11 protein-coding genes and 1 riboswitch are annotated in these 11,726 nt (G+C 56.2%); of the genes, 7 read left to right on the top strand and 4 right to left on the bottom strand.

Annotation, left to right across the window (positions count from 1 at the left end; translation table 11 throughout):
- Window positions 1-75: 75 nt before the first annotated feature.
- Window positions 76-693, bottom strand: coding sequence for a glycerol-3-phosphate 1-O-acyltransferase PlsY (plsY, locus tag AC1MKH_RS21110; protein WP_276223236.1), 618 nt, complete (start codon window positions 691-693; stop codon window positions 76-78).
- 107 nt (window positions 694-800) lie between these two features.
- Here plsY and folB point away from each other — a divergent pair, with 107 nt between their 5' ends.
- Together folB and bacA are read left to right on the top strand one after the other, a co-directional pair.
- The gene (gene folB, locus AC1MKH_RS21105) at window positions 801-1,169 is read left to right on the top strand and encodes a bifunctional dihydroneopterin aldolase/7,8-dihydroneopterin epimerase (RefSeq protein ID WP_108475077.1); all 369 of its coding nucleotides are present in this window, start codon (window positions 801-803) and stop codon (window positions 1,167-1,169) included.
- Window positions 1,170-1,253: 84 nt separating this feature from the next.
- Window positions 1,254-2,072, top strand: coding sequence for an undecaprenyl-diphosphate phosphatase (bacA, locus tag AC1MKH_RS21100; RefSeq protein ID WP_276223231.1), 819 nt, complete (start codon window positions 1,254-1,256; stop codon window positions 2,070-2,072).
- Between the two features lie 10 nt (window positions 2,073-2,082).
- Here bacA and AC1MKH_RS21095 read toward each other — a convergent pair whose 3' ends face one another.
- Together AC1MKH_RS21095 and AC1MKH_RS21090 are read right to left on the bottom strand one after the other, a co-directional pair.
- Window positions 2,083-3,324, bottom strand: coding sequence for a multifunctional CCA addition/repair protein (locus tag AC1MKH_RS21095; RefSeq protein WP_276223229.1), 1,242 nt, complete (start codon window positions 3,322-3,324; stop codon window positions 2,083-2,085).
- 58 nt (window positions 3,325-3,382) lie between these two features.
- Window positions 3,383-4,003 (bottom strand): TIGR04211 family SH3 domain-containing protein, encoded by a 621-nt coding sequence (locus AC1MKH_RS21090; protein ID WP_276223228.1) that lies wholly within the window; start codon window positions 4,001-4,003, stop codon window positions 3,383-3,385.
- Between the two features lie 251 nt (window positions 4,004-4,254).
- Here AC1MKH_RS21090 and AC1MKH_RS21085 point away from each other — a divergent pair, with 251 nt between their 5' ends.
- The 4 genes from AC1MKH_RS21085 to glgS all read left to right on the top strand — a co-directional run bounded on the left by AC1MKH_RS21085 (window position 4,255) and on the right by glgS (window position 10,301).
- Entirely contained in the window at window positions 4,255-5,556 is a 1,302-nt protein-coding gene (locus AC1MKH_RS21085; RefSeq protein ID WP_276223227.1) for a CYTH domain-containing protein, read from the top strand.
- A 21-nt stretch (window positions 5,557-5,577) separates the two neighbouring features.
- Window positions 5,578-8,418, top strand: coding sequence for a bifunctional [glutamate--ammonia ligase]-adenylyl-L-tyrosine phosphorylase/[glutamate--ammonia-ligase] adenylyltransferase (gene glnE / locus AC1MKH_RS21080; protein WP_276223226.1), 2,841 nt, complete (start codon window positions 5,578-5,580; stop codon window positions 8,416-8,418).
- 47 nt (window positions 8,419-8,465) lie between these two features.
- Window positions 8,466-9,899, top strand: a complete 1,434-nt coding sequence (hldE, locus tag AC1MKH_RS21075) for a bifunctional D-glycero-beta-D-manno-heptose-7-phosphate kinase/D-glycero-beta-D-manno-heptose 1-phosphate adenylyltransferase HldE (RefSeq protein WP_276223225.1) — start codon at window positions 8,466-8,468, stop codon at window positions 9,897-9,899.
- A 192-nt stretch (window positions 9,900-10,091) separates the two neighbouring features.
- Window positions 10,092-10,301 (top strand): cell surface composition regulator GlgS, encoded by a 210-nt coding sequence (glgS, locus tag AC1MKH_RS21070; RefSeq protein ID WP_276223224.1) that lies wholly within the window; start codon window positions 10,092-10,094, stop codon window positions 10,299-10,301.
- A gap of 86 nt (window positions 10,302-10,387) precedes the next feature.
- On the opposite strand, the gene ubiK is transcribed toward glgS, so the two are convergent.
- Window positions 10,388-10,654 carry a ubiquinone biosynthesis accessory factor UbiK gene (ubiK, locus tag AC1MKH_RS21065; protein ID WP_276223223.1) on the bottom strand — a complete coding sequence of 89 codons (267 nt, stop codon included), beginning with the start codon at window positions 10,652-10,654 and terminating at the stop codon, window positions 10,388-10,390.
- 121 nt (window positions 10,655-10,775) lie between these two features.
- A riboswitch (FMN riboswitch) is annotated at window positions 10,776-10,925 on the top strand.
- A 105-nt stretch (window positions 10,926-11,030) separates the two neighbouring features.
- On the opposite strand from ubiK, the gene ribB reads away from it, so the two are divergent.
- Window positions 11,031-11,684: a 3,4-dihydroxy-2-butanone-4-phosphate synthase gene (ribB, locus tag AC1MKH_RS21060; RefSeq protein ID WP_015962961.1), complete on the top strand. Its 654-nt coding sequence runs from the start codon at window positions 11,031-11,033 to the stop codon at window positions 11,682-11,684.
- Window positions 11,685-11,726: the final 42 nt, after the last annotated feature.

Genomic DNA, 11,726 nt, shown 5'->3' with positions numbered 1-11,726 from the left:
TAGGCCTGATAAGCGTAGCGCATCAGGCAATGTTGCGTTTGCCATCAGTCTCAAAGCGTGTCATTCGGCGCGCTTTTATTTTTTCTCTTCTTCTTTCTTCTTCTTAAACCGCGCCCAGATTTTCGTTTCCTGACGCCGCCACAGACGCTGAATATTGTCATGATGGCGAAGTAAGATCAGGCACGACAGCATCGACACCGGGAAAGTGTATTGCGGTTTAAACCACCAGACGTAAAACGGCGCGACCAGCGCACTGACGATGGCGCCCAGCGATGAATAGCCGCTCAGCAGGATGGTCAAAAGCCAGGTGCCCGCCATCACGCCGGTGAGATCGAGGCCAATTGGCGCAATCGCGCCAAATGCGGTGGCGACGCCTTTTCCACCATGAAAGCCGAAGAAAACCGGCCAGATGTGTCCCAGACAGGCAGCGATGGCCACCAGCCCAAGCCAAAACGGCGTGAGCCCGAGGGCATACGCGCCCCAGACCGGCAACATTCCTTTCAGAATGTCGAAAAGCAGAACTGCTACGGCTGCTCCCTTGCCGCCAATTCGTAAAACGTTGGTCGCCCCGGGATTCCCGGAACCACTCTCGCGAGGGTCGGGTAAACCCGCGATGCGGCAGACCAGAATGGCGCTGGAAATTGAGCCGCAAAGGTAGGCGAGGAGGATCATTCCAGGCGCGATTGCACTCATAACGCTGTTCCGTTGTGAAAATGTCGAAGTATTCTCTGCATCTGTGGATAATACGCATAATTCGCCGGAAGTGGTATCCGGTTCAGCCAAAAAGCAGGCAGGTCGTGATGGATATTGTATTTATAGAGCAACTTTCGGTAATCACCACTATCGGTGTTTATGACTGGGAACAGACCATCGAACAGAAACTGGTGTTCGATATCGAAATGGGGTGGGACAACCGCCGGGCGGCATCAAGTGACGACGTCAAGTATTGCCTGAGCTATGCCGATATTAGCGACGCGGTGATTGCGCATGTCGAAGGTAGCCGCTTTGCGCTGGTTGAGCGCGTGGCGGAAGAGGTCGCTGAATTGCTCATGACGCGCTTTAATTCTCCGTGGGTGCGCATTAAAGTCAGCAAACCGGGCGCGGTCGCCAGGGCGGCGAACGTGGGCGTTATCATCGAGCGTGGCCAAAATCTGAAACAAACCATTTAAATTCAGAATGGATTAAACCAAACGGTAATACACCGGTCTTAGAGCCGGGTTTATTTTATTTTTTAAATTTTAAGGGTTTAAGTGATGAGCGATATGCACTCGCTGCTGATTGCGGCTATTCTGGGTGTTGTCGAAGGATTGACGGAGTTTCTGCCCGTCTCCAGCACCGGCCACATGATTATTGTCGGGCATCTGCTGGGTTTTGAAGGTGAAACGGCGAAAACGTTTGAAGTGGTCATTCAGCTCGGTTCGATTCTGGCCGTGGTGGTGATGTTCTGGCGTCGTCTGTTTGGGCTGATTGGCATCCATTTTGGCCGACCGGTTCATGAAGGCGAAGGGAAAGGGCGTTTGTCGCTCATCCACATTCTGCTGGGGATGATCCCGGCGGTGGTGCTGGGGCTGGTATTTCACGACACCATCAAGTCGCTGTTTAATCCGGTTAACGTGATGTACGCGCTGGTCGTCGGTGGTTTCCTGCTGATTGCCGCCGAATGCCTGAAGCCTAAACAACCGCGCGCAGTGGGCGTGGATGATATGACCTATCGTCAGGCATTTATGATTGGTTGCTTCCAGTGTCTGGCCCTGTGGCCGGGCTTTTCTCGCTCCGGCGCGACCATTTCCGGCGGTATGCTGATGGGCGTAAGCCGCTATGCGGCGTCAGAATTCTCATTCCTGCTGGCGGTACCAATGATGATGGGTGCCACGGTATTGGATCTCTATAAAAGCTGGCACTTCCTGACGCTGGCTGATTTTCCGATGTTTGCGGTGGGCTTTGTGATGGCCTTCCTTGTGGCGTTGGTGGCGATTAAAACCTTCCTGCAACTCATCAAACGCATCTCGTTTATCCCGTTCGCCATCTACCGCTTTATTGTCGCGGCAGCGGTGTACGTGGTCTTCTTCTGATGTACAGCCCTCAGTCTTTCGGCTGAGGGCAACGTTTTTCCTTCCAGTTCGCGACAGCCTGAATGCGACGGCGCGTCAACTCTTCGCGGATTGCCGGCCCCTGAAAACCCGCTTCTATCACCTCTTTATTCGACACGTTTTTCGCCACGATCCATGCTTCACGCAGCAAGCGCCCTTGCGGGTAATCGCAGGCTTCAAAATGCGTACGTCCGCGCACGTCAGCTTCGCTGGTTAGCGCAACCTGTTCGACGCGCTGCGGTTTACGCCAGGCATCGATTGAATCGAACAGCTTGATGATGGTTTTCGGCTGCAAAATCGGGAAGGTGTGGATGAGATCGTGGAACTCCGCCACCAGTTTCGCTAAATCGCGCATCTCATTAGGCACTTTCAGGCGCAGGCAGAGCTGCTCCACCAGTTTGACACCCGCCGGGCCGTGGCCGTGATGACGCGGCCAGAGATGTTTTGGCGTTAGGCCCTTGCCTAAATCGTGGCACAGGGTGGCGAAACGGATGTCGATATTCGGGCTCAGCATAGCCGCCATTGTTAGCGTCATCAGCGTATGCACGCCGGTATCGATTTCCGGATGCCATTTCTCCGGCGCAGGCACGCCATACAGCGCGTCGATCTCCGGGAACAGCACTTTCAGCGCGCCACAATCGCGTAGGGTCTGGAAAAACACCTGCGGGTTGCGGGTACCGAGCGCGCCTTCCGTCTCTTTCCACACGCGTTCTGGCGTTAGGTGTTCAAGTTCGCCAGCGGCGGTCATGTCGCACATCAGCGTCAGGGTTTCATCGGCAATACGGAAGCTCAGGTGGGCGTAGCGTGCGGCAAAACGCGCCACACGCAGCACGCGGAGCGGGTCTTCACCAAAGGCGGGGGAAACATGACGCAGCAGGCGGTTTTGCAAATCGGCACGACCGCCGTAAGGGTCGATAATCGTGCCGTTGTCGTCTTGTGCGAGGGCGTTCACTGTCAGATCGCGGCGCAGTAAATCTTGCTCCAGCGTCACATCCGGCGCAGCGTAGCAGGTGAATCCGGTGTACCCGGAGCCTGACTTCCGTTCGGTGCGTGCAAGCGCATACTCTTCATGACTTTGCGGATGCAAAAACACGGGAAAATCGCGGCCTACCTGCTGGTAGCCCGCGTCGAGCATTTGCTGTGGCGTCGCGCCGACCACGACCCAATCTTTATCTTTGACCGGCAGACCTAATAAACCGTCTCGTACCGCACCACCGACCAGATAACTCTTCACGCCACGCTTCTCCTCGCTATTGTCCTTTGTGGATAATACGAGAGAAGCGGCGTTATGGCTAATTCATCCAGCGGTCTTTACGCTTACGGCTTGGCACCAGATGCGGCAGCACCAGGCCAAGAATCAGGCCAGCGCCTAACACGCCGCCACCGTACATAAACCACTGCATGATGATGGTGCGCTGTTTATCGTCGAGCTGCAGGTTGGCGGCGCTGACTTTTTTCTGCGCCACAATCAGCTCATTTTTCAGCTTCTGGTTTTCTTCTTTCAGGCTGTTGATCACGCTGTCGCTCTGGGAGACTTTGGTCTGCATTTCGGCAGTGCGCTGATTCCAGGTCGAATCGATGTTAGTCAGCTTGTCAGTCAGGGTTTTCACCTGATTTTCCAGATCCGGCACACGGGTGCGCAGGCTCGGGGTTTCCGTCAGCTCTTTCAGCGGGATCCACGCGGTACGGCCATTGCCGTCGCGAACTTGTCCATATTGCGTGCCGGGATTGGTTTGCAGCAGGGTGACTTCTTCACCAGCGTTAATGGAGCCCACCAGGCGATAGTTATCGCCAGGGCCGCTGCGAACCCAGGTATTCAGTTCATCAGAAACATAGCGCTTCTCATCAGCATGGGTGACGGCGGAAGCGGTGAGTGCAAGTAAAGTGACTGCGATTAGGCGTAATTTTGGCATCAGGTCATCGTTTTTGTCATAAAAGTGGAACGATAGTAGTGGCAACAGTCTGGCGACGCAAAGCCTTCTACAGCAATCAGAATCATCCAGGAGGCGCGGGTGACGTCGCAATAATGTTAACCGCGTAAAGTTGCCGCGCAAATTGCGCATTGCATGGTAATTTTTCGCAAAATACTATCTACTGACAAAAAGATTACCTGGAAGTTCGCCGAAAGGGTACTTCCGGGCCACGAAACCATAAGAAATCAGCCATGGCACAAGAAATTGAATTAAAGTTCCTCGTTGATGAGGCAGGTGTTGATGCCCTGCGTCAGCATCTCTCCACCCTGAAGGCCGAGCATACGGACGCCGGGAAACTCCTCAATATTTACTACGAAACTGAAGATAACTGGCTGCGTCGTCATGACATGGGCCTGCGCATTCGCGGCGCGGGCGATCGCTATGAAATGACCCTGAAGGTGGCCGGTCGTACGGTTGGCGGGCTGCATCAGCGCCCGGAGTACAATATCGATCTCGACGAACCGAAACTCGCGCTGGAAAAACTGCCTGCAGAAGTCTGGCCGAATGGCGAGATGCCGGAAGGGCTGGCAGAGCAGGTGCAGCCGCTGTTCAGCACCGATTTCTTGCGTGAAAAGTGGGTGGTAAGCCACGGCAAGAGCCAAATTGAAATTGCGCTCGACCTGGGCGAGGTCAAAGCGGGTGATTATCAGGAACCGATTTGCGAGCTGGAACTGGAACTGCTTTCCGGCGAAACAGCCGATGTTCTGGCGCTGGCGCAGCAGCTTAACCAAACCGGCCTGGTGCGTCAGGGCAGCCTGAGCAAAGCCGCGCGCGGCTATCATCTGGCGCAGGGAAACGATGAACGTCCGATCAAGCCTGCGGAAATCATGCAAATCGCGCCGAAATCGACCATCGAACAGGGGCTGGAAGCGGCGCTGGAAAAAGCACTGGCGCACTGGCAATACCACGAAGAGCTGTGGGTTCGCGGTAATAAAAAAGCGAAAGACGAAGTCCTGGCGGCAATTGGTCAGATTCGCCACACGCTGATGTTGTTTGGTGGCGTGGTGCCGCGCAAAGCCAGCGCGGCGCTGCGTGATTTACTGACCCAGGCAGAAGAGGTGCTGGGCGGCGACACTTCCGCGCATGATGCCGCCTTCAACGTGGCGGTAACCCAGGCCAAACTGGCCTTCACCGAGTGGCTGGTGACCCGCGGTTGGCAGTCTTTCCTTGATGCCAAAGCGCAGACCAAAATCAGCGACTCCTTTAAGCGTTTCGCTGATACCCATCTTTCGCGCCAGGCCGCAGAACTGCGCACCACCTTTGCGTATCCGCTGGGCGACAGCTATGCCGACCAGTTGCCACGATTAACGCGTGATATCACCTGCGTGCAGCTGCTGGCGGGTTATTACAATCGCGCGCAGGCCGACGCATGGCTGGCAAACTGGCTGGGATTACGTCACGCCATTTTGACGCGCCAGCACATTGAAATTGAACATTTCCGCAATGAAGCACTGGCGGTTGAGCCATTCTGGTTACACAGCGGAAAACGATAACTGACCTCAGGGAAACCGAGTATGACCCCGCTTTCATCGCAGTTACAGCAGCACTGGCAAACGTTGGTTGAGCGGCTGCCGGAGACCTTTCCGGTTGCGACGCTGACGCCGCAGGCGCAGGCCGTCATGACGTTCAGCGATTTCGTTCAGCAAAGCCTGACGATGCATCCCGAATGGCTGGAAACGCTCGCCAGCCAGCCGCCGCAGGCGGACGAATGGCAGCACTATCGCGACTGGCTACAGGCCGCGCTGGTAGACGTAACCGATGAGGCCGGGCTCATGCGCGAACTGCGGTTGTTCCGCCGACGTATCATGGTACGCATCGCCTGGGCGCAGTCGCTGTCGCTGATTTCTGAGGTGGATACACTGCAACAGCTCAGTGTGCTGGCCGAGACGCTGATCGTCAGCGCTCGCGACTGGCTCTATGACGGCTGTTGCCGCGAATGGGGCACGCCCAGTAACGCCGATGGCGTCGCGCAACCGCTGTTGATTCTCGGTATGGGCAAGCTGGGCGGCGGGGAGCTGAACTTCTCCTCGGATATCGACCTGATTTTTGCCTGGCCGGAGCACGGCTCCACGCGCGGCGGGCGTCGCGAACTCGACAACGCCCAGTTCTTTACCCGCCTCGGTCAGCGGTTAATTAAAGTGCTCGATCAGCCGACGCAGGATGGCTTTGTCTATCGCGTCGATATGCGTTTGCGCCCGTTTGGCGACAGCGGCCCGTTGGTGCTGAGCTTTGCCGCGCTGGAAGATTATTACCAGGAGCAGGGCCGCGACTGGGAACGCTACGCGATGGTCAAGGCGCGGATTATGGGCGACAACGATGACGTCTGGAGCCAGGAATTGCGCGCCATGCTGCGGCCATTTGTTTTCCGTCGCTATATCGACTTTAGCGTGATTCAGTCGCTGCGCAGCATGAAAGGGATGATTGCCCGCGAAGTGCGCCGCCGGGGTCTGAAAGACAACATCAAGCTCGGCGCGGGCGGCATCCGCGAAATCGAATTTATCGTCCAGGTGTTCCAGTTGATTCGCGGTGGGCGTGAACCATCGTTACAGCAGCGTTCTCTGCTGCCGACGCTTGCGGCGATTGAAAACCTGCATCTGCTTTCAGAGCAGGACGCAGACGCGCTGCGCGAAGCCTATCTTTTCCTGCGCCGCCTGGAAAACCTGCTGCAAAGCATCAACGATGAACAGACGCAAACCCTGCCGGGCGACGACCTTAACCGCGCGCGTCTGGCGTGGGGAATGGGTGTGGCCGACTGGGAGGCGCTCACTGTACAGCTTGAAGGGCTGATGGCGGGCGTGCGCCGCATTTTTGATGAATTGATTGGCGACGATGAATCCTCGCCGGAAGAAGAAACGCTGGCTGAAGACTGGCGCGAACTCTGGCAGGACACGTTGCAGGAAGAGGACAACCCGCCGGTGCTGGCGCACCTCAGCGAGGACGATCGCCGCCAGGTGGTGGCGTTGATTGCGGATTTCCGCAAAGAACTGGATAAACGTACCATTGGCCCGCGCGGGCGTCAGGTGCTGGATTCGCTGATGCCGCATCTGTTGAGCGAAGTGTGCGTGCGCGATGACGCGCCGGTGCCGCTGATGCGCATCACGCCGCTGCTGATTGGCATCGTCACGCGCACCACCTATCTGGAACTGCTCAGCGAATATCCGGGAACACTGAAACACCTTATCCGTTTGTGCGCGGCCTCGCCGATGGTCGCGAGCCAGCTGGCGCGCTACCCGTTGCTGCTGGATGAACTGCTCGACCCGAATACGCTTTATCAACCGACAGCGACCGACGCCTATCGCGACGAGCTGCGCCAGTATTTGCTGCGCGTGCCGGAAGAGGATGAAGAACAACAACTGGAAGCATTACGCCAGTTTAAACAAGCTCAGTTGCTGCACATTGCCGCAGCCGATATCGCCGGAACGTTGCCAGTCATGAAAGTGAGCGATCACTTAACCTGGCTGGCCGAAGCGATGATTGACGCCGTAGTTCACCAGGCGTGGACACAAATGGTCGCGCGCTTCGGAAAACCGACGCATCTGCATGACCGTCATGGGCGCGGTTTTGCGGTAATTGGTTACGGTAAGTTGGGCGGATGGGAACTGGGTTACAGTTCCGACCTGGATCTGGTGTTCCTTCACGACTGCCCGGCGGATGTGATGACCGATGGCGATCGCGAAATTGACGGCCGCCAGTTCTACCTGCGTCTGGCGCAACGCATTATGCACCTGTTCAGCACGCGGACGTCCTCCGGCATCCTTTACGAAGTTGACGCGCGGCTGCGTCCCTCCGGTGCGGCGGGAATGCTGGTGACCACGGCTGAAGCCTTTGCTGATTACCAGCAAAACGAAGCGTGGACGTGGGAACATCAGGCGCTGGTTCGCGCGCGCGTGGTCTATGGCGACCCGCAGCTTCAGCAGCAGTTTGATGCCATTCGCCGCCAGATCCTCACCAACGTCCGCGATGGCGACACCTTGCGCACGGAAGTGCGCGAAATGCGCGAAAAAATGCGCGCCCATCTGGGTGGTAAGCAGCGCGATCGCTTTGATATCAAAACCGATGCCGGCGGGATCACCGACATTGAATTCATTACGCAATATCTGGTGCTGCGCTACGCGCATGAAAAACCGAAGCTGACGCGGTGGTCTGATAACGTACGCATCTTAGAACTGCTGGCGCAGAACGACATTATGGATGAGCAGGAAGCGCAAGCGTTGACCCGTGCCTACACCACGCTGCGCGATGCGTTGCATCATCTGGCGTTGCAGGAATTACCGGGGAACGTTGGGCTGGAGCGTTTTACCGCCGAGCGTGAACAGGTAGAGGCGAGTTGGCTGAAGTGGCTGGTCACGCCGTGAAATGTGCTATTATCGCGCCAAATTTTTGAATCTCTCAGGAGACACGAATGAAAGTAACGCTGCCAGAATATGAGCGCGCAGGGGTAATGGTTGTTGGTGATGTGATGCTGGATCGCTACTGGTATGGCCCAACCAGCCGTATTTCCCCGGAAGCGCCGGTGCCAGTGGTGAAGGTTGAAACCATCGAAGAACGGCCTGGCGGCGCGGCGAACGTGGCGATGAATATCGCGTCCCTGGGAGCAAATTCTCGTCTGGTCGGCCTGACCGGCATTGACGACGCGGCGCGCGCATTGAACAAAGCGCTGGCGGACGTGAACGTCAAATGTGATTTTGTCTCCGTGGCGACGCATCCGACCATCACCAAGCTGCGCGTGCTGTCGCGCAACCAGCAGCTGATTCGTCTCGACTTCGAAGAAGGTTTTGCCGGCGTAGACCCGCAGCCGCTGCATGATCGCATTAAAAGCGGTCTGGCGAGCGTGGGCGCACTGGTGCTTTCAGACTACGCCAAAGGCGCGCTGGAAAGCGTACAGCAGATGATTAAGCTGGCGCGTGAAGCGAAAGTCCCGGTATTGATTGACCCGAAGGGGACTGATTTTGACCGTTATCGTGGCGCAACGCTGCTGACGCCTAACCTCTCTGAGTTTGAAGCGGTAGTGGGTAAATGCAAAAGCGAAGCGGAGATCGTTGAGCGCGGCATGAAGCTGATTGCTGATTACGAACTTTCCGCGCTGCTGGTGACGCGTTCCGAGCAGGGCATGACGCTGCTGCAGCCGGGCAAAGAGCCGCTGCATCAACCGACCCAGGCGCAGGAAGTGTATGACGTCACCGGTGCCGGTGACACGGTGATTGGCGTGCTGGCGGCAACGCTGGCGGCGGGTAATTCTCTGGAAGATGCCTGCTACTTCGCCAATGCGGCGGCAGGCGTCGTCGTGGGTAAACTGGGTACTTCAACCGTTTCGCCTATCGAGCTGGAAAACGCCGTGCGCGGTCGTGCGGAAACCGGCTTTGGCGTGATGAGCGAAGAAGAGTTGAAGCAGGCGGTGGCCGCGGCGCGTAAACGCGGCGAGAAAGTGGTGATGACCAACGGTGTGTTCGACATTCTGCACGCGGGGCACGTCTCTTATCTGGCAAATGCGCGTAAGCTCGGCGATCGCCTGATTGTTGCGGTGAACAGCGATGCATCGACCAAACGCCTGAAGGGAGAATCCCGCCCGGTAAATCCGCTGGAACAGCGCATGATCGTGCTGGGCGCACTGGAATCCGTCGACTGGGTGGTCTCTTTTGAAGAAGATACCCCGCAGCGCCTGATCGCCGGGATCTTGCCGGATCGCCTGGTGAAAGGCGGCGACTATAAACCTGAACAAATTGCCGGGAGTGAAGAAGTTTGGGCCAACGGCGGTGAAGTGCTGGTGCTCAACTTCGAAGACGGTTGCTCGACCACCAATATCATCAAGAAAATCCAGAAAGACGCCAGTAAGTAAGCCACGGCGTCGAAAAAATAAACCCCGTCCTCTTCGCGAGCGCGGGGTTTTTTATTGATATCCCCGAAATATGATTTAGCACACTAATTAGCCGATAAAAGCGCATTTCCTGCACAAAGCCATGTGAAAAATAGGGAAATACTGGTGGTAGAAAAAGCATATGACACTCAGAAACTCAACGACTGAAGGAGTATGCCGATGAAACACAGCAATATTTATTCCCTGAATAATTTCGATTTTTTGGCCCACAGCTTTGCCAGAATGCACGAACAGGGTCAGGACGTTGATTTAAAAGCGATTACCGGCAACATGGATGAAGAGCACCGTGTCTGGTTCTGTAAGCGTTATGAACGCTACTGCCGGATAGTGGAGAAGGATAACGAGCCTGAGCTGGAACACTGAGACCTTTGCGCCGGGGGATAGCGTTTATCCCTGGCTGGGGACGTAGATCGTAGGCCGGGCAAGCGTAGCGCCACCCGGCATTTTTCTTACTCTTTATCTTCCGCTGGAGTAGCTGTCCGGCTCTCGAGCTCGCTCAGTCGCTGCTCAAGAAGCGCCAGTTTTTCACGGGTACGCAGCAGCACCTGCGTCTGTACGTCGAACTCTTCACGGCTCACCAAATCCAGACGAGTTAGCTGTGACTGCAGGACCTGACGGACTTTTTTCTCTACATCATCCCCGAAATCACGGAGGCCTTTCGGCATAGATTCATGGACCTGGCGTGCGATTTGTTCAATTTTTTTCGGGTCAATCATCGTCGTTTACCTGATTAGTCTGTTCTGACGATCATTGTAGTGCCTTACTTCCTCCCGATAAACCAGAATTGTTCGAAGCTTATGCATTGCCGAACATAGTCAATAGCGTTATAGTGAGTACGCTTATTCTCAGGGCGGGGCGAAATTCCCCACCGGCGGTAAATCAGCTACGGCTGAAAGCCCGCGAGCGCTTTGGGTGCAAACTCAAAGGTCAGCAGATCCGGTGTAATTCCGGGGCCGACGGTTAGAGTCCGGATGGGAGAGAGTAACGATCCAGTCGGGCTGAGCCCGCTCGCGTTATCCATTTGCCGCTAAACCGGCACTCCTAAGACTGCCCTGATTCTGGTAACCATAATTTTAACGAGGTTTTTTTACCATGAATCAGACGCTACTTTCCTCTTTTGGTACTGCTTTTGAACGCGTTGAAAACGCACTGATTGCCCTGCGCGAAGGCCGCGGCGCAATGGTGCTGGACGACGAAAACCGTGAAAACGAAGGCGACATGGTCTTTGCCGCCGAAAACATGACTGTTGAACAAATGGCGCTGACTATCCGTCACGGTAGCGGCATCGTTTGTCTGTGCCTGACGGAAGAACGCCGTAAACAGCTGGATCTGCCGATGATGGTAGAAAACAACACCAGCGCGTACGGAACGGGCTTCACCATTACCATCGAAGCGGCACACGGCGTGACTACCGGCGTTTCTGCCGCTGACCGCCTGACTACCGTTCGCGCAGCGATTGCCGACGGCGCGAAACCGTCTGACCTGAACCGTCCTGGCCACGTCTTCCCGCTGCGCGCGCAGCAGGGCGGCGTACTGACTCGCGGCGGCCACACTGAAGCGACCATCGATTTGGTTTCTCTGGCTGGCTTCAAACCGGCAGGCGTGTTGTGTGAACTGACCAACGACGACGGCACCATGGCGCGTGCGCCAGAGTGCATCGAGTTTGCCCGCAAACACAATATGGCGCTGGTGACGATTGAAGATCTGGTGGCTTACCGCCAGGCTCACGAGCGTAAAGCAAGCTAATCGCTGCGATATTCGATAAAAAGCCCGCATAGCGGGCTTTTT

The organism is Pseudocitrobacter sp. CD920760 (assembly GCF_057782505.1).
The sequence above is the reverse complement of the archived record's forward strand: the minus strand, read 5'-3'. Positions and strand labels throughout refer to the sequence as shown.

Coding starts and splice junctions, on each gene's coding strand:
- ribB (WP_015962961.1), top strand. CDS start 11,031: ATGAATCAGACGCTACTTTCCTCTTTTGGTACTGCTTTTGAACGCGTT.
- glgS (WP_276223224.1), top strand. CDS start 10,092: ATGCCGATGAAACACAGCAATATTTATTCCCTGAATAATTTCGATTTT.
- glnE (WP_276223226.1), top strand. CDS start 5,578: ATGACCCCGCTTTCATCGCAGTTACAGCAGCACTGGCAAACGTTGGTT.
- plsY (WP_276223236.1), bottom strand. CDS start 693: ATGAGTGCAATCGCGCCTGGAATGATCCTCCTCGCCTACCTTTGCGGC.
- AC1MKH_RS21090 (WP_276223228.1), bottom strand. CDS start 4,003: ATGCCAAAATTACGCCTAATCGCAGTCACTTTACTTGCACTCACCGCT.
- hldE (WP_276223225.1), top strand. CDS start 8,466: ATGAAAGTAACGCTGCCAGAATATGAGCGCGCAGGGGTAATGGTTGTT.
- bacA (WP_276223231.1), top strand. CDS start 1,254: ATGAGCGATATGCACTCGCTGCTGATTGCGGCTATTCTGGGTGTTGTC.
- folB (WP_108475077.1), top strand. CDS start 801: ATGGATATTGTATTTATAGAGCAACTTTCGGTAATCACCACTATCGGT.
- AC1MKH_RS21085 (WP_276223227.1), top strand. CDS start 4,255: ATGGCACAAGAAATTGAATTAAAGTTCCTCGTTGATGAGGCAGGTGTT.
- ubiK (WP_276223223.1), bottom strand. CDS start 10,654: ATGATTGACCCGAAAAAAATTGAACAAATCGCACGCCAGGTCCATGAA.